Source organism: Caulobacter sp. CCNWLW153 (genome assembly GCF_036889365.1).
Taxonomy (GTDB): Bacteria; Pseudomonadota; Alphaproteobacteria; order Caulobacterales; family Caulobacteraceae; genus Caulobacter; species Caulobacter radicis.
In genome coordinates this window covers 36545-59592 of the sequence record NZ_JBAKFV010000024.1, presented here as the reverse complement: position 1 = coordinate 59592, position 23048 = coordinate 36545, and the positions used below count along the sequence as shown (strand labels likewise).

Annotated in this window: 21 protein-coding genes and 1 tRNA gene; 8 read left to right on the top strand and 14 right to left on the bottom strand. The window is 71.0% G+C overall.

Going from position 1 to position 23048, the window contains the following annotated elements; genetic code table 11:
• Window positions 1-156 precede the first annotated feature (156 nt).
• Window positions 157-1149 carry an NAD(P)H-dependent glycerol-3-phosphate dehydrogenase gene (locus tag V6S85_RS25425; RefSeq protein WP_116568998.1) on the bottom strand — a complete coding sequence of 331 codons (993 nt, stop codon included), beginning with the start codon at window positions 1147-1149 and terminating at the stop codon, window positions 157-159.
• Window positions 1146-2249: a tRNA (adenosine(37)-N6)-threonylcarbamoyltransferase complex transferase subunit TsaD gene (tsaD, locus tag V6S85_RS25420; RefSeq protein WP_334350666.1), complete on the bottom strand. Its 1104-nt coding sequence runs from the start codon at window positions 2247-2249 to the stop codon at window positions 1146-1148. Before tsaD ends, V6S85_RS25425 begins: the two co-directional genes overlap by 4 nt.
• Window positions 2250-2320: 71 nt before the next feature.
• Between tsaD and hemC the strand changes: the two genes are divergently transcribed.
• From hemC to V6S85_RS25385, 7 genes are all read left to right on the top strand, one after another.
• Entirely contained in the window at window positions 2321-3289 is a 969-nt protein-coding gene (hemC, locus tag V6S85_RS25415) for a hydroxymethylbilane synthase (RefSeq protein ID WP_334350665.1), read from the top strand.
• Window positions 3286-3993: a uroporphyrinogen-III synthase gene (locus V6S85_RS25410; protein WP_334350664.1), complete on the top strand. Its 708-nt coding sequence runs from the start codon at window positions 3286-3288 to the stop codon at window positions 3991-3993. The genes hemC and V6S85_RS25410 overlap by 4 nt, the downstream gene beginning before the upstream one ends.
• A gap of 44 nt (window positions 3994-4037) precedes the next feature.
• On the top strand, window positions 4038-4976 hold the full coding sequence (locus V6S85_RS25405; RefSeq protein WP_334350663.1) for a COG4223 family protein: 939 nt from the start codon (window positions 4038-4040) through the stop codon (window positions 4974-4976).
• The gene (locus V6S85_RS25400; protein WP_334350662.1) at window positions 4973-6526 is read left to right on the top strand and encodes a heme biosynthesis HemY N-terminal domain-containing protein; all 1554 of its coding nucleotides are present in this window, start codon (window positions 4973-4975) and stop codon (window positions 6524-6526) included. The genes V6S85_RS25405 and V6S85_RS25400 overlap by 4 nt, the downstream gene beginning before the upstream one ends.
• Before the next feature lie 40 nt (window positions 6527-6566).
• Window positions 6567-6642 (top strand) — tRNA-Thr (locus tag V6S85_RS25395).
• 279 nt (window positions 6643-6921) lie between these two features.
• Window positions 6922-8844, top strand: a complete 1923-nt coding sequence (locus V6S85_RS25390; RefSeq protein ID WP_334350661.1) for an acyltransferase family protein — start codon at window positions 6922-6924, stop codon at window positions 8842-8844.
• Between the two features lie 65 nt (window positions 8845-8909).
• The gene (locus V6S85_RS25385; protein ID WP_116568985.1) at window positions 8910-9545 is read left to right on the top strand and encodes a glutathione S-transferase family protein; all 636 of its coding nucleotides are present in this window, start codon (window positions 8910-8912) and stop codon (window positions 9543-9545) included.
• Between the two features lie 31 nt (window positions 9546-9576).
• On the opposite strand, the gene V6S85_RS25380 is transcribed toward V6S85_RS25385, so the two are convergent.
• The 7 genes from V6S85_RS25380 to sdhC all read right to left on the bottom strand — a co-directional run bounded on the left by V6S85_RS25380 (window position 9577) and on the right by sdhC (window position 15173).
• A complete protein-coding gene (locus V6S85_RS25380) occupies window positions 9577-9897 on the bottom strand; it encodes a 2Fe-2S iron-sulfur cluster-binding protein (protein WP_116568984.1) in 321 nt (106 codons plus the stop codon).
• Window positions 9898-9923: 26 nt separating this feature from the next.
• Window positions 9924-11153 carry an NAD(P)/FAD-dependent oxidoreductase gene (locus V6S85_RS25375; protein WP_116568983.1) on the bottom strand — a complete coding sequence of 410 codons (1230 nt, stop codon included), beginning with the start codon at window positions 11151-11153 and terminating at the stop codon, window positions 9924-9926.
• Between the two features lie 74 nt (window positions 11154-11227).
• The gene (locus V6S85_RS25370) at window positions 11228-11665 is read right to left on the bottom strand and encodes a hypothetical protein (RefSeq protein ID WP_116568982.1); all 438 of its coding nucleotides are present in this window, start codon (window positions 11663-11665) and stop codon (window positions 11228-11230) included.
• 116 nt (window positions 11666-11781) lie between these two features.
• A complete protein-coding gene (locus V6S85_RS25365) occupies window positions 11782-12564 on the bottom strand; it encodes a succinate dehydrogenase iron-sulfur subunit (protein ID WP_116568981.1) in 783 nt (260 codons plus the stop codon).
• 10 nt (window positions 12565-12574) lie between these two features.
• Entirely contained in the window at window positions 12575-14362 is a 1788-nt protein-coding gene (gene sdhA / locus V6S85_RS25360) for a succinate dehydrogenase flavoprotein subunit (protein WP_334350660.1), read from the bottom strand.
• Window positions 14362-14763, bottom strand: coding sequence for a succinate dehydrogenase, hydrophobic membrane anchor protein (gene sdhD / locus V6S85_RS25355; protein ID WP_101718639.1), 402 nt, complete (start codon window positions 14761-14763; stop codon window positions 14362-14364). Before sdhD ends, sdhA begins: the two co-directional genes overlap by 1 nt.
• A gap of 2 nt (window positions 14764-14765) precedes the next feature.
• The gene (gene sdhC, locus V6S85_RS25350; protein ID WP_116568979.1) at window positions 14766-15173 is read right to left on the bottom strand and encodes a succinate dehydrogenase, cytochrome b556 subunit; all 408 of its coding nucleotides are present in this window, start codon (window positions 15171-15173) and stop codon (window positions 14766-14768) included.
• Window positions 15174-15354: 181 nt separating this feature from the next.
• Here sdhC and V6S85_RS25345 point away from each other — a divergent pair, with 181 nt between their 5' ends.
• Window positions 15355-16788 carry a sensor histidine kinase gene (locus V6S85_RS25345; RefSeq protein WP_334350659.1) on the top strand — a complete coding sequence of 478 codons (1434 nt, stop codon included), beginning with the start codon at window positions 15355-15357 and terminating at the stop codon, window positions 16786-16788.
• Between the two features lie 174 nt (window positions 16789-16962).
• On the opposite strand, the gene zapE is transcribed toward V6S85_RS25345, so the two are convergent.
• The 5 genes from zapE to V6S85_RS25320 form a co-directional block, all read right to left on the bottom strand.
• Window positions 16963-18081: a cell division protein ZapE gene (zapE, locus tag V6S85_RS25340; RefSeq protein ID WP_334350658.1), complete on the bottom strand. Its 1119-nt coding sequence runs from the start codon at window positions 18079-18081 to the stop codon at window positions 16963-16965.
• A 275-nt stretch (window positions 18082-18356) separates the two neighbouring features.
• A complete protein-coding gene (def, locus tag V6S85_RS25335; RefSeq protein WP_116568976.1) occupies window positions 18357-18878 on the bottom strand; it encodes a peptide deformylase in 522 nt (173 codons plus the stop codon).
• An 8-nt stretch (window positions 18879-18886) separates the two neighbouring features.
• Window positions 18887-20185: a DNA recombination protein RmuC gene (gene rmuC / locus V6S85_RS25330; protein WP_334350657.1), complete on the bottom strand. Its 1299-nt coding sequence runs from the start codon at window positions 20183-20185 to the stop codon at window positions 18887-18889.
• 43 nt (window positions 20186-20228) lie between these two features.
• Entirely contained in the window at window positions 20229-20648 is a 420-nt protein-coding gene (locus V6S85_RS25325) for a DUF5990 family protein (protein WP_334350656.1), read from the bottom strand.
• Between the two features lie 59 nt (window positions 20649-20707).
• Window positions 20708-23047 carry a glucan 1,4-alpha-glucosidase gene (locus V6S85_RS25320; protein WP_334350655.1) on the bottom strand — a complete coding sequence of 780 codons (2340 nt, stop codon included), beginning with the start codon at window positions 23045-23047 and terminating at the stop codon, window positions 20708-20710.
• Window position 23048 lies beyond the last annotated feature (1 nt).

The following is a 23048-nucleotide window of genomic DNA, read 5'->3' as shown; positions in this document are numbered from 1 at the left end:
GCGGGGCTCGGATGGACCCTCCCCCCGTGGGGGAGGTGTCGGCGCAGCCGACGGATGGGGGAGTGACCGCCGCGCCGGCCTGCGCCTCGGCAGCTGAAAACGTCCCCCCTCCGGCGCTTCGCGCCACCTCCCCCAGAGGGGGAGGATCTTGATCGCTTACTCCGCCTTCAGCGGGCGGGAGAGCAGGCCCAGGATGGCGCTGTCGACGTCGACCTCGCCGGCCAGGATGGCGGCGACGGCCTCGCAGATCGGCGTCTCGACGCCAAGCTTGCGGGCCAGGGCCCGCACGGCCGGGGCCGACGCGACGCCTTCGGCGACGCTGACCTTGCCGGCCAGGGCCTGCTCCAGGGTCTGGCCCGCGCCCAGCGCCAGGCCGACGCTCATGTTGCGCGACTGGCTGGACGAGCAGGTGAGCACCAGGTCGCCCAGGCCGCACAGGCCGGCCACGGTCTCGGCCTTGCCGCCGGCCGCCACGGCCAGGCGGGTCAGCTCGGCGAAGCCGCGGGTGATCAGGGCGGCGTGGGCGTTACGGCCCAGGCCCTTGCCCTCGGAAATGCCGCAGGCGATGGCCAGCACGTTCTTCACCGCCCCGCCAGCCTCGGCGCCGATCACGTCGGCGGCCCAGTAGGGACGGAAGGTCGGGATGGCGATGGCCTCGACGATCGCCTTGCCCAGCGCCTCGTCCTCGCAGGCCAGGGTGGCGGCGGCGGGCAGGCCGCGCGCGACCTCGCCGGCGAAGCTGGGCCCCGACAGCACGGCGATGGCCACGCCCGGAAGGGTCTCGGCCGCCACCTCGGTCATCAGCTTCAGCGTACCCTGCTCGACGCCCTTGGAGCACAGCACCACCGGAACGCCGGGTTTCAGGTGCGGGGCCAGGGCGGCCATGGCCGAGCGCAGGTGCTGGGCCGGCGGCACGGCCAGGATCAGGTCGCAGGACGCCAGGCCCGCCATGTCGGACACGGCCGTGATCGCCGGCTCCAGCGTCACGCCTGGCAGGAACATCGTGTTCTCGCGACGCTCGGCGATCGAGGCGACGACCTCGGGCTCCCGCGCCTGCAGCGTCACCTCGAGGCCGGCCCGGGCGGCCACCTGGGCCAGGGCCGTGCCCCAGGCGCCGGCGCCGACGACGCCTGCGTGCGTGAAGGTCATGCCTTGGCTCCCTTGCGACCGAAACTGTTGCTCGGATTGGATAACGCCGCGGCCTCGTCGAGGGGCCAGCGGGGACGCGCCACGGCGTCCAGATCGTCGGAAATGCCCGCCGCCAGGCGCTCGGCCCCAGCCAGGGCGATCATGGCGGCGTTGTCGGTGCAATAGGCCAGCGGCGGGGCGTCGAAGCTGAAACCGTTGGCCTCGCAGACCTTCAGCAGCGCCGCGCGCACCGCGCCGTTGGCGGCCACCCCGCCGGCGACGACGAAGCGGCGCTCGCCGGCCGCGTGGTCTTGGGCATAGAGCTTCATGGCCCGGTCGGTGCGCTCCGACAGCTGGCGGGCGATGGCGAACTGCACGGCGGCGGCCAGGTCGGCGCGCTGCTGGTCGGTCGTCAGGGTCGCGGCGATGCGGGCGGCCGCCGTCTTCAGGCCGGAGAACGAGAAGTCGCAGTCCTTGCGGCCCAGGAGGGCGCGCGGCAGCTCGTACTTCGACGCGTCGCCGGACTTGGCCAGCTTCTCCAAGGCGGGGCCGCCCGGATAGGGCAGGCCCAGGCTCTTGGCGATCTTGTCGAAGGCCTCGCCGGCCGCGTCGTCGATGGTGGTGCCCAGGCGCTTGCAGGCGCCCACGCCGCCGACTTCCAGCAGCTGGCAGTGCCCGCCGGAGACCAGCAGCAGCAGGAACGGATAGGCGATCTCGGCGCCCAGGCGGGCCGACACCGCGTGGCCCTCCAGGTGGTTGACCGCCACCAGCGGCAGGTCGCGGGCCAGGGCCACCGCTTTTCCGAACGCCAGGCCGACCATCACCCCGCCGACAAGGCCAGGCCCGGCCGTGGCCGCCACGCCGTCGAGCGCGTCATAGCCGATGCCGGCCGCGCGCATCGCCTGCGCGGCGACGCTGTCGATGACCTCGACATGGGCGCGGGCGGCGATCTCGGGAACGACGCCGCCGAACGGGGCGTGCTGCTCGAACTGGGTGCCGACGATCGACGACAGCACCTCGACGCGACCGTCCGCGCTCCGGCGCACCACCGAGGCGGCGGTCTCGTCGCAGCTGGTCTCCAGTCCGAGGACCGTGAGGCCCGAGTTCGTAAGGGTTGTCATTCGGTTGCGGGGTTCCCGCCGCTCCTGTAGCAGCGAAGGCTTGTCTTTCGCATGCAGGTAACGTCCCGACCGTGTCCCGGCAACCCATCCGCATCGGCGCTCGCGGCTCGAAGCTCTCGCTCGCCCAGTCCGGCCACATGCAGGCGCGGATCGCCCACGCCCTCGGCGCGCCGCTGGACGCCGGTCCCGAGGAGATCGCCAGCTACGCCCAGCTGATCCCGATCGTCACCAGCGGCGACCGCATCCAGGACCGCCGACTGATGGAGATCGGCGGCAAGGGCCTGTTCACCAAGGAGATCGAGGAGGCCCTGCTCGACGGCCGCATCGACTGCGCGGTGCATTCGCTGAAGGACATGCCGGCCGAGCTGCCGCCGGGCCTCGTCCTGGCCGCCACTCCGGAACGCGAGGATCCCCGCGACGCCTTCATCAGCAAGGTCGCCCAGCGGCTGGAAGACCTGCCCCACGGCGCGCGCCTGGGCACCGCATCCTTGCGGCGCCAGGCCCAGGCCCTGCACGTGCGCCCCGACCTCGACGTCGTGATGCTGCGCGGCAATGTCGACACCCGCCTGGCCAAGCTGGAACGCGGCGAGGCCGACGCCATCCTGCTGGCCCAGTCCGGCCTCAACCGCCTGGGCATGGGCCACATCCCGCAGAGCTGGCTCGACCCGATGGCCGCCCCGCCCGCCCCGGGCCAGGGCGCCCTGGCCATCGAGAGCCGCGCCGAGGACGTCGACGCGCCGTGGCTGGCGGCCATCCGCTGCCGCCCGACCACCATCGCCGTCGCCGCCGAGCGCGGCGCGCTCTACGCCCTGGAAGGCTCGTGCCGTACGGCCGTCGGCGCCTATGGCCGGCTCGACGGTTCGCGCCTGACCCTGCTGGTCGAGGCCCTCAGCCCCGACGGCGCCCTGCGCGTCCGCCACGAGGGCGAGGTGGCGCTGACCGGCGACGACGACGCCGGCCAGGCGCTCGCGCTCGGCCTGTCGCTCGGCGCGGCGGTCAAGGCCGAGGGCGGCGACGCCATCATCGCGCCGACGGAATGAGCCCGGACGCCTCCCGCGTCTGGATCACCCGCGCCCGGCCCGGCGCCGAGGCCACCGCCGCACGCCTTTCGGCGCTGGGCTTTACGCCGCTGGTCGACCCGCTGCTCGAAGTCCGCGACCTGCCGTGGACGACGGATCTCGTCGGCGTCGGGGCCCTGGCCTTCACCAGCCGCAACGGCGTGGCCGCCTTCGCCCGGATCAGGCCCGAACGCGGCCTGCCGGTGTTCGCCGTCGGCGCGGCCACGGCCGACCTGGCCGCCGAGGCCGGCTTCTCGCGCATCGAATCGGCGGAGGGCGACGTCGCCGCCCTGGCCGCCCTGATCGCCGCCAGGAGGGGGGCGTTCGCCGGCGCTGTGCTGCATCCGGCCGCCGCCGAACCGGCCGGCGACCTCGTCTTGCAGCTGGTTCGCGCCGGGATCGAGGCCCGTGCGGCCGCCGTCTACGAAAGCTTCGTCCGCGCGCCGTCGGCGGAAACCCTGGCGACCCTCGAAGGCCTTCGCGCCGTGCTGCTGCACTCGCCCAAGGCCGCCCGGGCGCTGGCCGCCCTGCTGATAGCGCATCCCGCGCCGGGCCTGCGGGCGCTGTGCCTGTCGCCGGCCGTGGCCGCTCCGCTGGCGGCCCTGTCCGCCGAGGGACGGCTGGGGCCTGTGGCCGCCGCGCCGCGCCCCCGCGAAACAGCGTTGTTCGAGCTGCTCTCGCCTTAAGGCGAAGTTGCACCCAATTGCCGCGTGGGGCACGAATGGGGATCATGAGCGCAGCCCCCGACCCCGCCGAAATCGCCGCCCCCAGCGACCCGGCCCTCTATGCCAGGAAGCCCCTGCTGGGCCCGATGTTCTGGGTGATGATCGTGCTGTGCATCGCCTGCGTCGGCGCGGGGATCGCCATCGCGCGCTTCGGCCCGACCTGGTTTGCGAGGAAGGACGCCTCGCCGCAGGCCCCGCCGCCGGCCCAGCAGCCCGTCGCCGCCGGTTTCGCCGCCCCCGCCGCCGACGCGCCGGTGGTCGCCGCCCCGCCCGCTCCCTCCGCCTCGGCCGAGGTCGACCGACTGGAGGCGCGCATCGCCCTGCTCGAATCGGGCCAGCAGCGCACGCTGGACTCCGCCGGCGCGGCCCTGGCCGCCGCCAGCCTGGCGCAGGCCGCGCAAGGCGGAGAGCCCTTCGCCGACGCCGTCGCCGCCCTCGAGCGCGTGCTGCCGCCGTCGTCGGAGGTGCGGGCCCTCGAACGCCTGGCCCGCCAGGGCGCCCCGACGCTCGCGGGCCTGGCCGCCGGTTTCGACGACCTGGCCGGCCGCGCCTCGGTCGCCGCCCACGAGCCGGGTCCCGACGCCGGCGCCCTGGCCAAGCTGCAACACGCTCTCTCGCGCGTCGTCACCATCCGCCAGGTCGGCTCGACGGTCGGCGCCGGTCCGGACGCCGTGCTGGCCCGCGCCGAGGCCCGGCTCGACGCCGGCGACCTGACCGGCGCCCTGCGCGCCCTCGACGCCCTGCCGCCCAGCGCCCGCCCCGTACTGGCCGCCTGGCGGGCCGAGGCCGAGCGCCGGGCCGAGATCGACCGCCTGGTCGCCGCCGTCCGCGACGAGGCCCTGGCCGGTCTTATGCAGGTCTCGCGCGCCCAGCAGAACGCCCGCCTGGCCGGGGCCGCGCCCGCGACCTCGCCCCCCGCGACCTCCCCCGGGGCCGCCCAATGATCCGCGCCCTTCTCGCCCTGGTCCTGATCGCTGTCATCGCCGTGATCGTGGTCTCGCTGACCGGCGAGCCGGGCGCGGCCAGCCTCGAATGGCTGGGCTGGCGGGTCGAGATGACGGCCGCCGCCGCCGCCCTGCTGACCCTGCTGCTGGCCCTGGTCGCCGCCGCCCTGTGGCGCGGCCTGCTGTGGATCATCGAGGCGCCGCGACGCGCCGCTCGCGCCCGCGCCGAGGCCCGCCGCAAGCAGGCGACCGAGGCCCTGTCGCGCGGCTTTCTCGCGGTCGCCGCTGGCGACGGCTCCGAAGCCCGCCGCCTGGCCCAGAAGGCCGCCGACCTCAACGACGACGCCCCCGCCCTCGTCCGCGTGCTGGCCGCCCAGGCCGCCGAGGCGGCGGGCGACACCACCGGCGCCCGCCAGGCCTGGAACGCCATGCTGGGCTTCCCCGAGATGCGCCTGGCCGGCCTGCGCGGCCTGATGCAACTGACCCTGGCCGAGGGCGACCGGGCCCTGGCGCTGCGGCACGCCGAAACCGCCTACGGCCTGGCCCGCTCGGCCCTGTGGGCCTGGCGCGCCCTGCTGGAAGCCCGGCTCGAGGCCGGCGACTGGGCCGCGGCCCTGCAACTGGTCCAGGGCGGCCAGGAGCGCAAGATCGTCTCGCCCGTGGTCGCCGAGCGCGCCCGCGCCGCCCTGCTGGCCGCCTCCGCGGCGAGCCTGGAGGAGAGCGACGATCCCAAGGCCCTCGACCAGGCCCTGGACTTCGCCCTCCAGTCGGTGAAGCTGAAGTCCGACTTCGCCCCCGGCGTGGTCATGGCCGCCCGCCTGCTGGCCGCCGACGGCAAGGCCGCCAAGGCCGGCGCCCTGATCGAGGCCGCCTGGAAGGGCGCGCCGCACCCGGCCCTGTGGCTGGCCTATCGCGACCTCAAGACCAGCGAGACCCCCAAGGCCCGCGCCGCCCGCCTGGCCGCCCTGGCCCAGCTGAAGCCCGAGGCCCGCGAGAGCCGCATCCTCAAGGTCGAGAGCGCCCTGATCGGCGGCGACCCGGTCGCCGCCCGCGCCGCAGCCCGCCTGCTGCCCGAGGAAGCCTCCCCCACCGCGCGCCTGGCCGGCCTGATGGCCCGCGTCGCCTTCGCCTGCGCCGAGCCCGACGAGGCCCGCGCCTGGGTCGCCCGGGGCGTCGCCGCCCCCCAGGAGCCCGACTGGAGCGATCTCGATCCCGAGGGCCAGGCCTTCGCCTACGGCCGCGAGGACTGGGCGCGCCTGGCCGCCAGCTACGCCGAGACCGGCGAGCTGATCCACCCCCGCTTCGAGCGCCGCGAGCGCACGATGAGCGACCTGCCGCAGCTGCCCTCGGCCTACGCCCAGTCGACCTACGCCGAATCCACCGCCTTCGTGCACGCGGCCGAGACCGGCGGCGCCCTGATCCCGTTTCCCGACGACCCCGGCGTGCTCGACGACCCGCCCTCGCCCGACGCCCCCGGCCCCGCTCCGGCGCCCCGTCGCAACACGGGCGCACGACGACGCTTGGCAAGCGGCCCGCGCCCCGCTAAATAGGCCGCTCCTCGCGCCCGGCGATTCTGCCGACGCGCCGTGGGCCGCCTTAGCTCAGCCGGTAGAGCGGCGCATTCGTAATGCGTAGGTCAGGTGTTCGAGTCACCTAGGCGGCACCACTTCTCTTCCCTTTCCTGATACCGGTTCGCCCCTTCGGGCCGCGTTCGCGCGCCCGCCAGGCGGCAGGAATGCGGCCTGCGCGCGCCTCGCGCGCAACCATCAATGGCCAAGCTTTGGCTGCACAACCTTTCCACAGCTTGCGCGCCGGTCGAACAAGCAACGGTCACAAGCCGCCCCTATCCCCCTCGATCCAAGGTTGACGTTGACGCGCGGGGGCGGGACGCGCGCGATCGGCCAGTACGCCATCGGCCCAGTATCGGCGCCACGGGGATAGACGCATGCAGTACCGCAAGGACATCGACGGCCTGCGCGCCGTGGCCGTGCTGCCGGTGGTCGCCTTCCACGCCGGCTTCAACCAACTGCCCGGCGGCTTCGTCGGGGTGGACGTGTTCTTCGTCATCTCCGGCTACCTGATCACCGGCAACATCTTCGCCGAGCTCTCCCGGGGCGACTTCTCGCTGCTGCGGTTCTACGAGCGGCGGGTCCGGCGGATCGCCCCGGCCCTGCTGGCGGTGCTGGTCGCGGCCACGGCGCTGGCCTATTTCACCCTGCTGCCCGGCGAGATGCTGGAATACGCCCGCAGCCTGATCGCGGCGGTGTTCTCGGCCTCGAACGTCTTCTTCTGGACCCAGGCCGGCTATTTCGACTCCGACTCCTCGACCAAGCTTCTGCTGCACACCTGGTCGCTGTCGGTGGAGGAGCAGTTCTACATCGTCTTCCCGCTGCTGCTGTCGTTCCTGCTGCGGGTGTTCCCCACCCGGCTGAAGCCGATCATCTGGGGCCTGATGGCCGCCTCCTTCGCCAGCGCCGTGGCCAGCGTGGCCCTGGCGCCCAGCGCGGCCTTCTACCTGCCCCACAACCGCGCCTGGGAGCTGATGATCGGCTCGGTGCTGGCGCTGGGCATGGTTCCCAAGATCCGGGCCGCCTGGCTGCGCGAGGCCGCCGCCTTCCTGGGCCTGGCCATGATCGGGGCTGCGGTGCTGTTCTACCGAGAGCAGATGCCCTTCCCCGGCGCGGCCGCCATCCTGCCCTGCCTGGGCGCCGCCTTGGTCATCGCCGCCGGCGAGACCGGCCCCACGCTGATGGGCCGGCTGCTGTCGTGGCGGCCGGTGGTGTTCATCGGCCTGATCTCCTACTCGCTGTACCTGTGGCACTGGCCGATGATGGTGGGCGCGCAGATGAACAGCTTCCTGTTCGGCGGCGCCCCGGCCATGGCGATCAAGATCGGCACGGTGCTGGTCTCGCTGGTGCTGGCGACGATCTCGTGGTGGCTGATCGAGCGGCCGTTCCGCGTCGGCCCGCTGAAGCTGCCCCGCAAGGCGCTGTTCCAGGCCGCCGGCGCGGCCGCGGCCGTGCTGGTCGCCGTGGGCGTAGCCGGCCAGGTCGACCACGGCCTCTCCTTCCGCTACTCGCCGCGCGTCCAGCAGATCGCCGACCTGCTGACCGACAAGAGCCACCGCCAGATGCGCGAGGGCACCTGCTTCCTGCCGTCGGGCTCGACCGTCGACGACTTCGACATGGCCTGCGTGCGGCAGGATCCCAGGCGCCGCGACTACCTGCTGATCGGCGACAGCCACGCCGCCCACCTGTGGTACGGCCTGGCCAAGGCCATGCCGGGCGTCAACGTGATGCAGGCCACCGCCTCGGGCTGCAAGCCGACCCTGACCCACCCCGGCTCGGCCGAGGAGCGCTGCGTGGCGCTGATGGACCGGGTGTTCGACACCTACCTGCCGGCCCACAAGGTCGACACCGTGGTGCTGGCCGCCCGCTGGAAGCGCGAGGACCTGCCGCGGCTGGAGGCCACCCTGACCCGCCTGCGCGGCCAGGGCCTGGACGTCATCGTGTTCGGCCCGATCATCGAGTACCGCTCGCCCCTGCCCCGCCTGCTGGCCGTCTCCGACCGCCTGCACGATCCGGACTTCGTCGACGAGCAGCGCATCGACGTCAGCGGCGTCGACCGCGAGATCGGCAAGCTGGCCCGCAAGAAGGGCGCCCGCTACGTGTCGCTAGCCTCGGCCATGTGCCCGGCCGGCCATTGCCTGGAGATCGATCCCAAGGGCTATCCGGTGCAGTTCGACTACGGCCACCTGACCGGCAGCGGCTCGGAGATCCTGGCCCGGCGGGTGATCGCCAGGGACCCGACCCTGAGCCAGGGCCCGATCGCCGCCGCGCCCGTAACGGCGAGCGCCAAGGGGGCCTGATCCCTTCGGTTGCAAGCCGCGCCGGGCCGCGCGAAGGTCGCGCCCTTGTTCAGAGGGGGCTCACCATGCAGCTGATCAGTCTTCCGGCCTCGCCCTTCGCGACCCGGGTCAGGATCGCGGTCCGGGCCAAGGACCTGGACGTCGAGATCGTCCCGCCGCCGAGTGGCTGGCCGAATGACCGGCGGTTCCGCGACATCAGCCCGACGGGCCGCGTACCCGTGCTGATCCTCGACGACGGCGAGGCGGTGTGGGAGTCGGCGGTCATCCTGGAGTTCCTGGAGGAGCTCTTTCCCCAGGCGCGCCCGCTGCTCCCCGCCGACGTCCTGGAACGCGCGCGGGCGCGGCAGCTGGTGCGCGTGGCCGATCTCTACCTGATGCCGCCGATGGTCGCGCTGGCTGCGCCCCAGAGCCCGACCGAGAACAGCCGGCTGCTTGATCAGCTGGCCGACGCCCTGACCATGCTCGACGATCTGCTGGAAGACGGCCCCTACGCCGTCGGCGGATCACTGTCGCACGCCGACTGCGCGATCGCGCCGGTGCTGCTGGCCGCCCGGGTCACGGGCAGCCGTCTCGGGATCGATCCGATCGAGGCGCTGCCGCGCGTGGAGGCCTATGCGCGCGCGATGATCCGCGACGAGCACGTCGTGGAGGCGCTCCTCGAAATGCAAGAGGGGATCCGGCGCCTCGTCCCGAGCCGCTGAGATCCCCTCGCCTGCCCAGGGCTGGCCAGTATCAGTGCTGGCTTTCCGGCAGGCGCACGACCAGGCCGTCCAGGGCGTCGCTGACCTTGATCTGGCAGGACAGGCGGCTGTTGGGTTCGACGTTCTCGGCGAAGTCGAGCATCGACTCCTCCATGGCCGACTTCTCGCCGGTCTTGTCGCTCCAGGCGTCGTCCACATAGACGTGGCAGGTCGCGCAGGCGCAGGCGCCGCCGCAGTCGGCGTCGATGCCCGGGACGTTGTTCTTCACAGCGCCTTCCATGACCGTCAGGCCCGGCTTGACGTCGAGGACGTGCTCGGTCCCGTCGAATTCGATGTAGGTGATCTTGGCCATGGTTCCCCTGCACTCTTCGGGCGGCTTCAGGCCGCCACTTCCTTCATGGATATCGCCGGATCCGCGAGCTTTGTCTTAGACACGGGCGTCCGCTTGGCGATCAATTGTTTGCCGGCCATGAACTCGGGCGGCGCGTTTACGGCTTCCACGGCCTGGACGAGGTCGCCCTTGAGGTGGAAGACGGCGAACTTGGCGGCGGCCACGTCGCCGCGCACGATGGTGCTGTCGGCGTCGAACGGCAGGCCGGCGATCTGGAGCTTCAGGTCGTACTGGTCGGACCAGAACCACGGCACTTCCGGCGAAGGCCCGGCGCGACCGACGATGGCGGCGGCGGCCTGCTTGGCCTGCTCCAGGGCGTTGGGCACGCTTTCGAGGCGGAACTGGCGCTCGTACAGCGGCAGCGGCCGGTGGGCGACGTCGCCGATGGCGAAGACGCGCGGGTCGCTGGTGCGGGCCTCGAGATCCACGACGATGCCGCCCGTGCACTCCAGGCCCGCGTCCTGGGCCAGCTCGACATTGGGATGGGCGCCGACGCCGACCAGGGCCGCATCGCAGGCCACGACCTCGCCGCCCTTCAGGCGCACGCCGGTGACATGGCCGTTCTCGCCTTCGAAGGCCTCGACATTGGCGTTCAGCTCGAACTTCACGCCGCGCGCGCCGTGATAGTCCTGGAAGAAGGTCGACAGCGTGTCGCAGGCGACGCGGGCCAGCACGCGGCTCTCGCGCTCGATGATCGTGGCCTCCGCGCCCAGGGCGCGGGCCGAAGCGGCTGCTTCGAGGCCCACATAGCCGCCGCCGACCACGGCCAGGCGCTTGCCCTGCCCCAGGGCGGCCTTCAGGCCTTCCGCGTCGGCCGCCGTGCGCAGGGCCAGCACGCCGGCCAGATCCGCGCCGGGGATCGGCAGTTCGCGGGCGCGGGCGCCGGTGGCGAGAATGAGGAAGTCGTAGGTGATGACCTCGCCCGAGGCGAGGGTCACGGTGCGGTCGCCGCGGTTGAGGCTGGTCGCCACGCCTTGCAGGCGCAGGGCGACATTGGCCTCGGCGTACCATTCCTGGGGTTTCAGAGCCAAGCTGTCGGCGTCGGCCTCGCCCTTCAGCCAGGCCTTGGACAGCGGCGGGCGCTGGTAGGGCAGCAGCGGCTCCTCGCCGATCAGCACGATCGGGCCCTCGTGGCCGTACTGGCGCAGGAAGGCGGCGGCCGAGCCGCCGGCATGGCCGGCGCCGACGATCACCACCTTGGCCTTCGGATCGCTCACGACCGCTTCACTCAACGCGTTTGTCTCCCGCACGGAACAAAATTGACGACCCCGTCATCTTTTGCAAGCCGGCGCTAACCGGGACGGGTCATCCAGAACCAGCCATAGAACAGCACCCAGCCCGTCGTGAAGACGGCCAGCGCAGTCTTCGGACCGACCCGGCCCCGCATCATGGCGCCGATCAGCGAAAACGCCGCCGCCACGAGCAGAAAGCGCGGCAGGCGAACAGGCAGGGCCGCGGCGGCGAAGGCCGGCAGGCTCGCGCCCGCCTGCGGGGCCAGCGCCGCATAGACCTTGTAGGGCGTCGAGGTCAGCGGCCCCTTCAGGCTGGCCAGGACCCAGCCCTCGCGGGCCATGTCGTCCCTAGCCTTGTCGATCATGGCGTCGGAGACCGACGGCACGGCGGCCACCGCCTTCAGCGCCGGGCCGGGCGCGTTGGCGCTCCACAGCCACATGGCCGCTCCGCCGATCATCGCCCCCAGGGCCGCGGCCAGGCTGGCCATGGCCCCCATGCGAAAGCCTCGCCGCAGAGCGACGAGGCTTATGAGCACGTCCGGAACGACGAAGAACAGGAAGCCCTCGGCCGCGCCCCACAGGAATGCGGCGAGACCGAAGGCCCGGGCAGTCCTCAGACCACCCGCTCCACCAGCATCTTCTTGATCGAGGCGATGGCCTTGGCCGGGTTCAGCCCCTTCGGGCAGACCTGGGCGCAGTTCATGATCGTGTGGCAGCGATAGAGCTTGAACGGGTCCTCGAGGTCGTCGAGGCGCTCGCCGGTGGCTTCATCGCGGCTGTCGATCAGCCAGCGGTAGGCGTGCAGCAGGGCCGCCGGGCCCAGGTACTTCTCGCCGTTCCACCAGTAGCTCGGGCACGAGGTCGAGCAGCAGGCGCACAGGATGCACTCGTACAGACCGTCGAGCTTCTCGCGATCTTCCGGGGCCTGGCGCCACTCCTTCTGCGGCTCGGGGGTCGTGGTGTGCAGCCACGGCTCGATCGAGGCGTACTGGGCGTAGAACAGCGTCAGGTCCGGGATCAGGTCCTTGACCACCGGCACGTGCGGCAGCGGGCTGATCTGCACGGCCTTGCCGGGCACCTCGCCGTGGCCGTGCGTGCAGGCCAGGGTGTTGCGGCCGCCGATGTTCATCGCGCACGAACCGCAGACACCCTCGCGGCACGACCGGCGGAAGGCCAGGGTCGGGTCGATGGTGTTCTTGATGTAGAGCAGCGCGTCCAGGACCATGGGACCGCAGGCGTCGACGTCGACGTCATAGGTGTCCCACCGCGGGTTCATCCCGGTTTCGGGATCGTAGCGGTAGATCTTGAACGAGCGCACGTTCTTGGCGCCGGCCGGAGCGGGCCAGTGCTTGCCGCTCTGGACGCGGGAGTTCTTGGGAAGAGAGAGCTGGACCATCTGCGTTCCCCTAGTAGACCCGTTGCTTCGGCGGGATGTAGTCGATGTCCTGCGACATCGTGTAGTTGTGCACCGGACGGAAATCGATCTTCACCTTGCCGGTCTCGTTGTCGAGCCAGGCCAGGGTGTGCTTCATCCACTCGGTGTCGTTGCGTTCGGAGAAGTCCTCGCGGGCGTGGGCGCCGCGGCTCTCGGTGCGGTTGGCCGCGCCGTTCACCGTCACGACCGCCTGGCCGATGAGGTTGTCGAACTCCAGGGTCTCCATCAGGTCGGTGTTCCACACCAGACCGCGGTCGGAAACCTTGACGTCGCCCTTCTTGTCCCAGACGGCCTGCAGGCGGGCCACGCCGCTGTCCAGGCTCTCGCCGGTGCGGAACACGGCGGCGTCTTCCTGCATCGCCTTCTGCATTTCGAGGCGCAGCTCGGCGGTCGGGGTCGAGCCGTTGGCGTTGCGCATGCGGTCGAAGCGCTCGACGTGCGCTTCGGTCTGCGAGGCCTTCAGTTCCGGTTGCTTGGCGCCCGGGACCAGGGTCTCGGCGCAGCGCAGGCCGGCCGCGCGGCCGAACACGACAAGGTCGATCAGCGAGTTCGAGCCCAGGCGGTTGGCGCCGTGCACCGACACGCAGGCGGCTTCGCCCACGGCCATCAGGCCCGGGATCACCTGGTCGGGGTTGTCGCCGGCCTTGGTCACCACTTCGCCGTGGTAGTTCGTCGGGATGCCGCCCATGTTGTAGTGGACGGTCGGCAGCACCGGGATCGGGGCCTTGGTCACGTCGACGCCGGCGAACACCTTCGCCGTCTCCGAGATGCCCGGCAGGCGCTCGGCCAGGATCTTCGGATCCAGGTGGTCGAGGTGCAGGAAGATGTGGTCCTTGTTCGGGCCCACGCCGCGGCCTTCGCGGATCTCGATGGTCATCGCGCGGCTGACCATGTCGCGGGGCGCCAGGTCCTTAACCGACGGGGCGTAGCGCTCCATGAAGCGCTCGCCTTCCGAGTTGGTCAGGTAGCCGCCTTCGCCGCGGGCGCCTTCGGTGATCAGGCAGCCGGCGCCGTAGATGCCGGTGGGGTGGAACTGCACGAATTCCATGTCCTGCAGCGGCAGGCCGGCGCGCAGCGCCATGGCGTTGCCGTCGCCCGTGCAGGTGTGGGCCGAGGTGGCCGAGAAGTAGGCCCGGCCGTAGCCGCCGGTGGCCAGGATCACGGTCTGGGCCTGGAAGCGGTGCAGGGTGCCGTCGTCGAGCTTCCACGCGGTCACGCCGCGGCAGGCGCCGTCTTCCATGATCAGGTCGAGGGCGAAGTACTCGATGAAGAACTCGGTGTCGTGGGCCAGCGACTGGCCGTACATCGTGTGCAGCATGGCGTGACCGGTGCGGTCGGCCGCCGCGCAGGTGCGCTGGATCGGGCCTTCGCCGAAGTTCTTGGTCATGCCGCCGAAGGCGCGCTGGTAGATCTTGCCCTCGGCCGTGCGCGAGAACGGCACGCCCCAGTGCTCGAGCTCATAGACCGCCGCCGGAGCGTTGCGGGTCAGGTACTCGATGGCGTCCTGGTCGCCCAGCCAGTCCGAACCCTTGACGGTGTCGAACATGTGCCAGCGCCAGTCGTCCTGGCCCATGTTGCCGAGCGAGGCCGAGATGCCGCCCTGGGCCGCCACGGTGTGGCTGCGGGTCGGGAACACCTTGGTGATGCAGGCGGTCTTGAGGCCCGCCTGCGCGGCGCCGAGCGCGGCGCGGAGGCCCGAGCCGCCGGCGCCCACGACGACGACGTCGAACTTGTGGTCGATGAACGTGTAGGCCGACATCAAAGGGCTCCGGTGAAGGCGATCTTCAGGATCGAGACGATCCCGGCGGCGCCCGCGAGCATGCAGACGAAGAGGTTGCCGATGACGAGGGCGGCCTTCGGCGCGAACGCCTCGACATAGTCCTCGATGACCACCTGGATGGCGTTCTTCAGGTGCACCAGCAGCGCGATGAACAGCAGCGACAGCAGGACGGCGTTGATCGGGATCGCCACCCAGGCGGCGACCGTGTCGAAGTCGCTGCCGGCCAGGCGGATGCCCGCGAAGGCGCCCCAGATGAACAGCGGCACGAGGGCCAGGCCCGAGACGCGCTCGGAGATGAAGTGGCCCACGCCGTGGTGCGAGGCGCCCAGGCCGCGCGCGCGCGACAGCGGGGTGCGGAATTGGCTCTTGGAGGTGCTCATGGTCAGATCGCTCCGGTCGCGAGGGCGATGATCCAGGTGACGACGGCGGCGACGATCGCGAAGGCGATGACCACCACGCCGGTCAGGTTGGCCGTCTTCGGATCGAAGCCCTTGCCCAGGTCCCAGAAGCTCTGACGGACGATGTAGGCGACGTTGTAGAAGACCGCGACCGTGATGCCGAACAGCACCAGCTTGCCCAGCACCGAACCCAGGACGTCGGTGTAGCAGGCGTAGTGCTCGGGGCCCGAGGCCAGGGCCAGGGCCCAGCCGGCCAGCAGGAGGACGCCGACATAGAGGGCGAACAGGCTGGCGCGGTGCAGGATCGAGCACGCCATGGTGATGTGCCAGCGCCAGACCTGGAGGTGCGGCGACAGCGGACGCTCAGGGAGCCCCCGGCTCGTCTCGGTCATTTTTACGTCCAACCTGTGGATTTGTGCGTTGCGGGACGCTTTTAAGCGCGAGCGCCGGGGTGTCAACGAAACGGCCGTTACTTGAGATACGTTCGCATTTCACCCGACGGGAGAATGAAGGAACCTCTCTAGCAAAGCTTGCGTTATCGCTGGCTGTTCAACGGGGGATGACCTTCAGGCGATGACTGGGTCGATCGATTTCGCGGCGGTGTTCGATCGTCTGCCGACCCCGTACATGATGCTGGACAGCCAACTGCGCTACGTGGCCGCCAACCAGGCCTATCTGGACGCCGTGGCCCGCGCCTGGAGCGAGCTCGACGGCGCCTTCCTGTTCGACGCCTTCCCCGGCCAGGGCGAGTCGCGCGAGCGGCTGGAAAGCTCGCTGCTGCGCGCCCGCGACCTGGGCAAGGTCGACCACCTGCCGCTGATCCCCTACGCCATCGAGCGACCAGCCCACCTGGGCGGCGGCTTCGAGGACCGGATCTGGAGCGCCACCCACACCCCGATTCCCGGTCCCGACGGCAAGACCGCATACATCGTCCAGCACACCCAGGACGTCACCGCCATCCAGCGCCTGAAGGAAGTCGCCTTCGGCCGGGGCGAGATGGCCATGCTGCAGGACGACGTGCTGCTGCGGGCCGGGGCGGCCGGCGCCCAGAACGACGACCTGCGGCGCCTGTTCATGCAGGCGCCCAGCTTCATGGCCGTGCTGCGCGGTCCCGAGCACCGCTTCGACCTGGTCAACAACGCCTACGGCCAGTTGATCGGCTGGCGCGACGTCGTGGGCCTGCCGCTGCGCGAGGCCCTGCCCGAGGTGGTGGAGCAAGGCTTCGTGGCGCTGCTCGACCGGGTGACCGCCACCGCCGAGGCCTTCGTCGGCCGCGAGATCAAGGTCGCCCTGCAGCGCACGCCGGACGGGCCGCTGGAGGATCGCTTCCTCGACTTCATCTACCAGCCGATCGTCGAGCCGGACGGCGCGGTCTCAGGCGTGCTGGTCGAGGGCTCGGACGTCACGGACAAGGTGCTGGCCGGCGAACAGCAGCGCCTGCTGCTCGACGAGCTGAACCATCGCGTCAAGAACACCCTGGCCACGGTGCAGGCCATCGCCCGCCAGACCCTGCGCGGCGTGGAGAAACCCGAGGCCTTCGTACGGGCCTTCGAGGCGCGGCTGCTGGCCTTGTCACAGACCCACAACGCCCTGACCGACAGCCAGTGGGCCGGCGCGGGCCTTCGCCAGATCCTCGGCAAGGAACTGGCGCCCTACGATCCGGCGCGCATCGTCATGGACGGCCCCGACCTCAACCTGCCCGCCCGCGTGGCCCTGTCGCTGGGCATGGTGTTTCACGAACTGGCCACCAACGCCGCCAAGTACGGCGCGCTGAGCACCGAGACCGGCCGGCTGCTGCTGAGCTGGTCCGCCGAGCCGCTGGGCATGCTGTCCTTCGAATGGCGCGAGGCCGGCGGCCCCCGCGTGGCCATCCCCGCCCGCCGCGGCTTCGGCTCGCGCCTGATCGAACGCAGCATCGGGGCCGAACTGCGCGGGCAGGTGGCGATCGACTACGAGCCGGCGGGGCTGGCCTGCCGGTTCACGGTGTCGCTGGACCGGGTGTTCTAGAGGGCCCCTCTCCCACCCTGATCTCCCGTCATTCCCGCCCTTGTGGCGGGAACCTCTGGTTCCGCTCGCAAGTGAAGCGCAAGCGGACTGCCCCGCAGTCCGCCCCTACCGTCCCAACGGCTGACAGAGGGGTTCCCGCCACAAGGGCGGGAATGACGGGAGTTTAGTGGGTCTTCAGTCCCTTACCCGTCCCACGTAGTCCGCCGAGCGCATCTCCTGCAGGCGCGAGACCGTCCGCTCGAACTCGAACGAGCCGTCGCCGGCCGGATACAGCGCCTCGGGCTCGCCGGCGGCCAGGGCCACCAGCTTGGCGTCGGCTTCGTACAGGGCGTCGATCAGGGTGTTGAAGCGCTTGGCCGCGTCGCGCTTCTCGGGGACCAGCAGAGGGATGTCCTCGAGGAAGATGGTGTGGAAGCGCTCGGCCAGGGCCAGGTAGTCCTGCGGCCCCAGCGCCTGCTGGCACAGGCTGGCGAACGAGCTGCGCACCAGGCCGCCGGCGGCGCGCGGCAGGCGCAGCTTGCGGCCCATCACCTCCAGCGTGGCGCCGGTCTCCTCGGCGCCGTCCAGCATGTCGGCCCACAGCGTGTCGAACTCGGCCTCGGTGGCCTTGTCGACCGGCGACAGCCAGGTGCGGCCGGCCCGCAGGCGGTCGAGACGGAAGTCCACCGGACCGCGCACGGCGACGACCTCCATCTTCTCCTTCAGCATGGCGATGAAGGGCGTGAAGAGCTGGCGGTTGAGGCCGTCCTTGTAGAGGTCGTCGGGCGGGCGGTTGGAGGTGGCCACCAGCGTGACCCCCTCGGCGAACAGCGCCTCGAACAGCCGGCCCAGGATCATGGCGTCGGCGATGTCGGTGACCTGGAGTTCGTCGAAGCACAGAAGCCTCGCCTCACCGGCGATCAGCTCGGCCGTCGGCGCGATCGGGTCGTCGCCCTTGTGGCGGCCGAAGCGCGCCTTGCGCTCGGCGGCGTCGCCCTTGCGCCAGGCGTCGATGTGGGCGTGGACCTCGGCCATGAACACGTGGAAGTGGACGCGGCGCTTGCGGTGCACCGGGGCGCTGTCGAAGAACAGGTCCATGACCATCGACTTGCCGCGCCCGACCGGCCCCCAGATGTAGAGCCCGCGCTGGCTCTTGGGCTTGCGGCCGAAGAACGAGAAGCTGGGCTCGCCGGCGTTGTCGAGGTCGGACTCCAGGCGGGCCAGGGCGTCGATGGCGGCGGCCTGGGCGACGTCGGGACGGATCTCGCCGGCGGCGAGGCGCTCACGATAGGCGGTGCGTACGGACTGGGGCATCGGGGATGCGGGTTAGCGCGGGAAGCTGCGCGGGGGAACCCCTCTCCCTGAAGGGAGAGATGTCGGCGAAGCCGACGGAGAGGGGTGTGGCGCGATGATCGACTAGTTCAGCAGCAGCTGAAAACGCCCCCCTCCGGCCCTCCGGGCCACCTCCCCCAGAGGGGGAGCATCTTGTTGGGCGCCTTCCTTCTCCTCCCCCGTGAAACGGGGAAGGATCAAAGAAAAAGCCCCGGCCTTTGGGGCCGGGGCTCTTCTGAAATTCGATGCAGCGGCGATCACGCCACCCGGGCGACCTTCTTGGCCTTGGCCATCGCCCGGTCGCGGCGCAGGCGCGACAGGTGGTCGATGAACAGCACGCCTTCCAGGTGATCCATCTCGTGCTGGATGCAGACGGCGAACAGGCCCTCGGCCTCTTCTTCCACCTTCTCGCCCTGGTAGTTCAGGTAGCGCAACTTGATGCGGGCCGGGCGTTCGACGGCGTCGAAATATTCCGGCACCGACAGGCAGCCTTCCTCGTAGACGAACAGCTCTTCCGACGGATCGAACAGCTCGGGATTGATGAAGTAGCGCGGCGCCGGCTCCTCGTCCTCGCGGGCCAGGTCCATGACGATGATGCGCACGGGCTCGCCGATCTGCACGGCGGCCAGGCCGATGCCGGGCGCGTCGTACATGGTCTCCAGCATGTCGTCCATCAGGGCGCGCACCTCGTCGGTGACGGCCTCGACGGGCGTGGAGATCTTCTTCAGCGTCGCCAGGTCGGCGGCATTATCGATGGTGAGGATGCGACGGATAGCCATAACGAGACTCAGGTAGGCGTCCCGTTTCCGAGGGTCAAGGCGGGGTTTTGTCCCACCCCTTCATCAGCTTGCGAGATCTCCAGCTTGGTGACCGGCCGCACGGCCGTGTCGACGGCCGCCAGTTCCTCGATGCCCTTGCCGCCGTGCTCGACCTTCAGCTTCTCGAACTCGCGGGCCTTGGGCAGCACCCGGCTCTCCAGCGAGCCGACGAAGGCGTTGTACTTGTCGACGGCGGCCGACAGCGAGCGGCCCACGCCGGCCACGTGGCCGCCCATGTCGGCGACGCGCTTGTAGAGCTCTCGGCCCAGGGCGGCGACCTCGACGGCGTTCTTGGCCTGCTCTTCCACGCGCCAGCCGTAGGACACGGCCTTGCAAAGGGCGAACAGGGTCGAAGGCGTGGCGATGATCACCCGCTTTTCCATCGCCTCGGTCATCAGCTCGGGCGCGCGCTCCAGGGCGGCCGCCAGGATGCCGTCGCCGGGCACGAACATCGCCACGAAGTCGGGCGAGACCTCCAGGGCGTCCCAATAGGCCTTGGCCGACAGCGACTGGATGTGGGCGCGCAAGCTGGCGGCATGGCGCAGGTAGGCGGCCTCGCGGGTGACGTCGTCGGGCGCGTCCTGGGCTTCCAGATAGGCGTTGAGCGAGCATTTGGCGTCGATGACGAAGGCGGCGTTGCGCGGCATGCGCACGACCACGTCGGGACGGACCCGACCGCCGTCCAACTGCACCTGCTCGGTGAAGTCGACCCCGTGCTTCAGGCCCGCCATCTCCAGCACGTTGCGCAGCATCTGCTCGCCCCAGCGGCCCTGCACGCCTGCCCCGCGGCGCAGGGCGGCCGACAACTTGCGGGCCTCGGTCTGGGTGGCGGCAGAGGCCTCCATCAGGGCGGCGATCTGGGCTTTCAGGCCGCCGCTCTCTTCGGCGCGCGACTTCTCGACCGCGGTGACCTGGGCTTCGAACTTGGCCAGGGTCTCGGCCACCGGCTTCAACTGGGCCTCCAGGCGGGCGTGGGTCAGCTGGTCGCGGCTCTTGGCGTTCTCGTCGGCCCGCTTGATCAGCTGCTCGGCCACGGCCTGGGCGCTCTTCTCGGCCTGGGCGCGGATCAGCTCGATCTGGGTCGCCGACTGGTCCTCCAGCATCCGATGGCGCTCCAGCGCCTGCTCCAGCTGCGAGCCCAGCCGCCAGGCCTCCTGCGTGGCGGCGGCGGCTTTGCGCTGCGCCATGATCGCCCACACCACCGCGCCCGCAGCGGCCAGCAGGAACACGAGGGCGAGGATCAGGTAGGGGTCGACGGCGTCGTTCATGCTCCGTTCTTAGCCGGAGTCGAGGGCCAGAGGAAGGCGGCCGTCAACCGACCACGCGCCAGCCCTCCAGCGGAACCACCGTGGCGCAGGCCGGGCCGCCGTCCCTGGCGCGACCGGGCAGCAGCACCTCGAGCACCGCACCACCCTCCAGGGCCTTGGCCAGCAGGCCTTCCGGGATGGTGTGGATGTCGATCTTGGCGCGCCTCGTCCAGGGCGAGCCGTGCTGGCCGGCCGAGGTTCCGATGGCGATGTAGACGAACCGCCGGCTGGGCCCTTCGCTGCGGACGAATTCGCCGAGGAACCGTGGGCCGGGCGCCAGGCGCACCGATACGTCGAGGGCCAGCGGGGCGTCCGAAGCCGTCACCGGCTCCACGGGATGGTTCTTCTTGTCCTGCAGACTGTAGGCGACGCCCGGAACCGGGTCCTGAATGCGCAGTCTCAGCGTGATCGGCTGACCGGTCATGGCGTTCCTCCCGGGACCAAGTCGTAGCCGACGGCGAGCCCGGGCGGAACGCCCCGCTCCTACTTGGCGTACCGCGCCGCCACCGGCTCGTAGCGGTCCCAGACCTGGCCGTCGGCCAGCGAGCGCAGCAGTTTCAGGTACTCGGCGTGCGACCAGGCGAGCGGCGTCGCCGAATCCGTACCCTCGCCGGTCACGTAGGGGTGGCGGGTCTTGGCGCCGACGCCGTCCCACACCTGTTCGGGGATCAGCAGGCCGTCGTTGGCGAAGAGCTCGATGCCCTTGACGTAGCGGGCGCGGATGGCCGCGATCTGGGCCTTGGAAGGCTTGCCCTTCTCGGCCGCCAAAGCGAGTTCGTAGTGGCCGCGCTCGCCGGTGAAGATCGGCCAGACACGCCCGCGCTGGCCGGGGCTCATTTCGCCGCCCTCGCCATAGTTGGCGCCGGTCCTGGCGTCCTCGCCATAGCCGTCGACGTCGTAGCGCCGCCAGCCGGGGAACTCGCCCTTCACGCCCGGGAAGCTGAAGTCGTAGCGCACGCGATACATGTCCTCGCGGGCCGTGTCGTCCAGCTCGGGCAGGCTGCCGACGATATGGCTGTCGTCGGCCCGGCGCACGCCGTAGCGGACCAGCTCCAGGAAACCGCCGTCGACGACCTCGTCCTCGGGCGGGGCGATCTGGCCGTTGGCCGCGCCGATCGGGGCCTTGTCGTTGGGGTCCTCGTTCTTGTTCAGGCGCATGAAGTAAGCGCCGTCGCCGAACTTGCCGCTGGTGGTGAACATCCGCGCCTCGACCTTGGCCGAATAGGCGTCGGCGGTGGCGCGATAGCGGTCGCCCGACTTGGCGTCGCCCGCCAGGTCGGCGATCTCGCCGGCGGTGACCAGGCCCGCGATCACCGCGGCCGTGGTCGAGGGCGAGTGACCGTCCTGCTCTTCCCAGCGCTCCTGCTGGGTGTAGGGCGGCGTGATCGTGGCCTTGTTCCAGCCGATGCCGACCTTGCCGCCGTCGACAAGGAAGTCGGCCGCCGGCTTGATCATGCGGGCGTAGTAGGTCGCAAGGTCCGGCTCCGACAGCCAGCCCAGCTTCCACAGCTTCCAGCCCAGCATGATCGGCATGGCCGTCTGGTCGAGCTGGACACCGACCCACTCGGGCGTGCCGTCCACCTCCGACTTCTGCAGGAACCAGCCGCCGGCGCCCTTGTTGCCGGGCGTCTTCTCGCCGACCTGCACGGTGGGCAGGTAGTGGAAGGCGGCCAAGGGCGTCTCCTTGTCGCCCAGCGCCGCCAGGGCCATGGCGCACTGGTAGAAGTCGCGCGGCCAGACGGCCTTGTAGCCGGTCGAGGGCTTGGAAGCGTCGACCGTGTCGCCCCAGGGGTTGGACAGCGAGGCGATCAGGGCGCCGGCATAGGTGCGGTCTTCCTGCACCTTCAGCATCAGGGCGCTGGCATAGGCCAGCTTGCCGCCGTCGGCGCTTTCCTTGGCCACGCGCGGCAGTTCGGAAAGCGAGGCGATATAGTCGCTCCAGCCGACGCGGTCGCCCTCGCCGTTGTAGCGGGCCAGCACCTCGTCATAGCCGGTCTTCAGGCTGGCCATGGCCGTCTGGGCCGACGCGCCCGGATCGGCGCCGAAGCCGATGGCGAAGTCGTAGGTGGCGCTGCCCGAGGCCTGGGTCGGCAGCTGGGCGGCCAGCACGATCGCGCCCTTGGCCTCCGCCCCGCCGGCCAGCACGCCGTCGTCGCCCAGGATCTTCAGGGCGTCATTGCCTTCCAGCCTGGCGGCGGCCGCCTTGGCGAAGGGACGGTCGCCGCGCAAGGTGAGGTAGACCTTGCCCTCGCCGGCCGTCAGGGCCTGGGCGCCGGCCGAGCCCACGTCGTTTCCGCCGGTGTTGGCCATGTGCGGCTCCAGCACCAGGAACGGCGTCACCGAGCCCCTCAGCGCCTTGATCGTCACCCGCAGGAACAGGGCGTGGCGGTCGGGATCGGTGAAGATCCGCTTCTCGATGACGAAGCGGCCGGCCTTGTCGGTGGTGGTGATCCGGTAGGCCGGCGACAGCGGTCGACCCTTTTTGTCCGTATACAGATATTCTGTGCGAGCGGTCGTGTCGCGGCCTTCGACGGCGACGCCGTCGGCGGTCTTCACGGCGATCCGCATCTGCTTGATCTGGGCCTCGTGGATCAGGCCGTACATGGTTTCGGTCAGCACGCCGTCGGCGACCGAGAACCACACCTTGGAGACCGCGCCGGTCGGGCCGCCGTCCTTGTAGGCGCCGTCGACATAGGCCTCGTAGGCGGCGCCGACGGCGGTCTTGGCCGAATAGGCCCAGGTGGTGGCCGGTTCGGCGGCCTGGGCGGCCGACGCAACGGTCAGGGCCGAGGCGGCCAGGATCAGGGTCTTGAGGGTACGCATG

Coding starts and splice junctions, on each gene's coding strand:
- V6S85_RS25425 (WP_116568998.1), bottom strand. CDS start 1,149: ATGACCTTCACGCACGCAGGCGTCGTCGGCGCCGGCGCCTGGGGCACG.
- tsaD (WP_334350666.1), bottom strand. CDS start 2,249: ATGACAACCCTTACGAACTCGGGCCTCACGGTCCTCGGACTGGAGACC.
- V6S85_RS25410 (WP_334350664.1), top strand. CDS start 3,286: ATGAGCCCGGACGCCTCCCGCGTCTGGATCACCCGCGCCCGGCCCGGC.
- V6S85_RS25405 (WP_334350663.1), top strand. CDS start 4,038: ATGAGCGCAGCCCCCGACCCCGCCGAAATCGCCGCCCCCAGCGACCCG.
- V6S85_RS25400 (WP_334350662.1), top strand. CDS start 4,973: ATGATCCGCGCCCTTCTCGCCCTGGTCCTGATCGCTGTCATCGCCGTG.
- V6S85_RS25390 (WP_334350661.1), top strand. CDS start 6,922: ATGCAGTACCGCAAGGACATCGACGGCCTGCGCGCCGTGGCCGTGCTG.
- V6S85_RS25385 (WP_116568985.1), top strand. CDS start 8,910: ATGCAGCTGATCAGTCTTCCGGCCTCGCCCTTCGCGACCCGGGTCAGG.
- V6S85_RS25380 (WP_116568984.1), bottom strand. CDS start 9,897: ATGGCCAAGATCACCTACATCGAATTCGACGGGACCGAGCACGTCCTC.
- V6S85_RS25370 (WP_116568982.1), bottom strand. CDS start 11,665: ATGGGGGCCATGGCCAGCCTGGCCGCGGCCCTGGGGGCGATGATCGGC.
- V6S85_RS25365 (WP_116568981.1), bottom strand. CDS start 12,564: ATGGTCCAGCTCTCTCTTCCCAAGAACTCCCGCGTCCAGAGCGGCAAG.
- sdhA (WP_334350660.1), bottom strand. CDS start 14,362: ATGTCGGCCTACACGTTCATCGACCACAAGTTCGACGTCGTCGTCGTG.
- sdhD (WP_101718639.1), bottom strand. CDS start 14,763: ATGAGCACCTCCAAGAGCCAATTCCGCACCCCGCTGTCGCGCGCGCGC.
- sdhC (WP_116568979.1), bottom strand. CDS start 15,173: ATGACCGAGACGAGCCGGGGGCTCCCTGAGCGTCCGCTGTCGCCGCAC.
- V6S85_RS25345 (WP_334350659.1), top strand. CDS start 15,355: ATGACTGGGTCGATCGATTTCGCGGCGGTGTTCGATCGTCTGCCGACC.
- zapE (WP_334350658.1), bottom strand. CDS start 18,081: ATGCCCCAGTCCGTACGCACCGCCTATCGTGAGCGCCTCGCCGCCGGC.
- def (WP_116568976.1), bottom strand. CDS start 18,878: ATGGCTATCCGTCGCATCCTCACCATCGATAATGCCGCCGACCTGGCG.
- rmuC (WP_334350657.1), bottom strand. CDS start 20,185: ATGAACGACGCCGTCGACCCCTACCTGATCCTCGCCCTCGTGTTCCTG.
- V6S85_RS25325 (WP_334350656.1), bottom strand. CDS start 20,648: ATGACCGGTCAGCCGATCACGCTGAGACTGCGCATTCAGGACCCGGTT.
- V6S85_RS25320 (WP_334350655.1), bottom strand. CDS start 23,047: ATGCGTACCCTCAAGACCCTGATCCTGGCCGCCTCGGCCCTGACCGTT.